The 1,439-nt window shown below is 75.3% G+C and carries 1 protein-coding gene and 1 pseudogene; both read right to left on the reverse strand.

Annotated elements, in window-relative coordinates; genetic code table 11:
* Positions 1–91 precede the first annotated feature (91 nt).
* A complete protein-coding gene (locus ACH45E_RS37145; RefSeq protein ID WP_361449766.1) occupies positions 92–973 on the reverse strand; it encodes an alpha/beta hydrolase in 882 nt (293 codons plus the stop codon).
* A 114-nt stretch (positions 974–1,087) separates the two neighbouring features.
* A pseudogene (locus ACH45E_RS37150) lies at positions 1,088–1,439 on the reverse strand (hypothetical protein); the annotation flags it as partial.

Consider the following 1,439-nt stretch of genomic DNA (forward strand, 5'->3'; position numbering starts at 1 on the left):
TCGTCCGGCACTCCCCCAGCCTTCGGCCGGGGGGACCCCCAGAGCACGCACCGGACACCGCGGGCACCGCACAGGACTTTCGAAACACCCCCTAGGCCGGGTGGTCGCCGTCGTCCCAGAAGTCGGCGATCGCGCGGGCGGTCGCCGGGGGCTGGTCGGTGTTGGGTGAGTGCAGGGCGCCCTCGATGACCGTGCGGCGGGCGCGGAGCCGTACGGCCATCTCGTCGAGGAGCGGCACCGGCCAGGTGTCGTCGGCCGCGCCGGACAGCACGTGGAAGGGGAGCGGCACGGCGGCCAGTTCGGCGACCCGGTCCGGCTCCGTGCACAACTGCCGTCCGGTGGCGATGAGCTGGGCGGGCCTGGTGCCCAGCCAGCGGCGCCGCAGGTCCTCCCGGTCGTCGAGACCGCCGTCGAGCTCGCCGGTGTCGGCCTCCTCGGGCAGCTCCATCGCCTGGATGGTCTCCCACACCTCGGCCATCGTCATCACGGCGAGCGCGTCGCGCAGCAGCTTCACGCGCTGCTGCTGGCCGACGGAGATCTGGGCCGGTCCTGAGGCCATCAGGGTCAGCGAGCGAAAGGGCGAGTGGTCGGCGAGGACGGCGGCGCGCGAGATCTGCCCGCCCAAGGAGTGCCCCAGCAGATGCACCGGCTCACCCAGCGCCTCGGCCTGCGCCAGCAGGTCCCCCGCCAACTCCTCCTGAGCGTAAGGGGATTCGTCGTGCTCGGGGCCGCCCGACTCGAACTGGCCGCGGCCGTCGACGGCGACGGTCCGGTAGCCGCGCTCCGCGAGCGGCACCTGCAGCGGGTTGAAGTCCTCCTTGCTGCCCGTGAATCCGGGCACCAGCAGTGCGACCCCCTTGGGCTCGGCACCGGCGGCCACGGGCGCGTCGACGACCGCGAACTCACCGCGCGCGGTGCGCAGCCGGTAGGCGCGGGCGCCGGCGGGCGGGGCGAAGGTGGGAGGCCTGCTCATGAGCAGAGGCTATCGGGAGCGGAAGAAGGGCGGAACGCCGACGGCCCGGCCCACACGGGGTGGGCCGGGCCGTCGGGTACTGCGTCGCGTGCCGCTGGGGCTCCGGTTGCCGGATCAGGCCTCCGGGGCTTCGGCGGTGGCCGCCGTGGTCGCCGCCGTCGCCGCGGTCTTGCGGGTGCGGCGGGGCTTGGCCGGCGCGGCCTCGGCCGTCTCCACCGCCGTCTCGGCCGCCTTGCGCGTACGGCGCCGCGGCTTGACCTCCGCCTCCTCGCCGCCGGCCTGCGCCGGGATCTCGGCGACGGCCTTGCGGGTGCGGCGCACCTTGGGCTTCGCCTCGGCCTCCGCCTCTGCCGGGGCTTCGGTGGTGGTCGCCGCGGTGGCCGCGGTCTTGCGGGTGCGGCGCACCTTGGGCTTGGCCTCGGCCTCCACCTCTGCCGGGGCTTCGGTGGTGGTCGGCGCGGTTGCC

It is taken from the genome of Streptomyces sp. NPDC020299, from assembly GCF_044387825.1.
Lineage (GTDB): Bacteria > Actinomycetota > Actinomycetes > Streptomycetales > Streptomycetaceae > Streptomyces.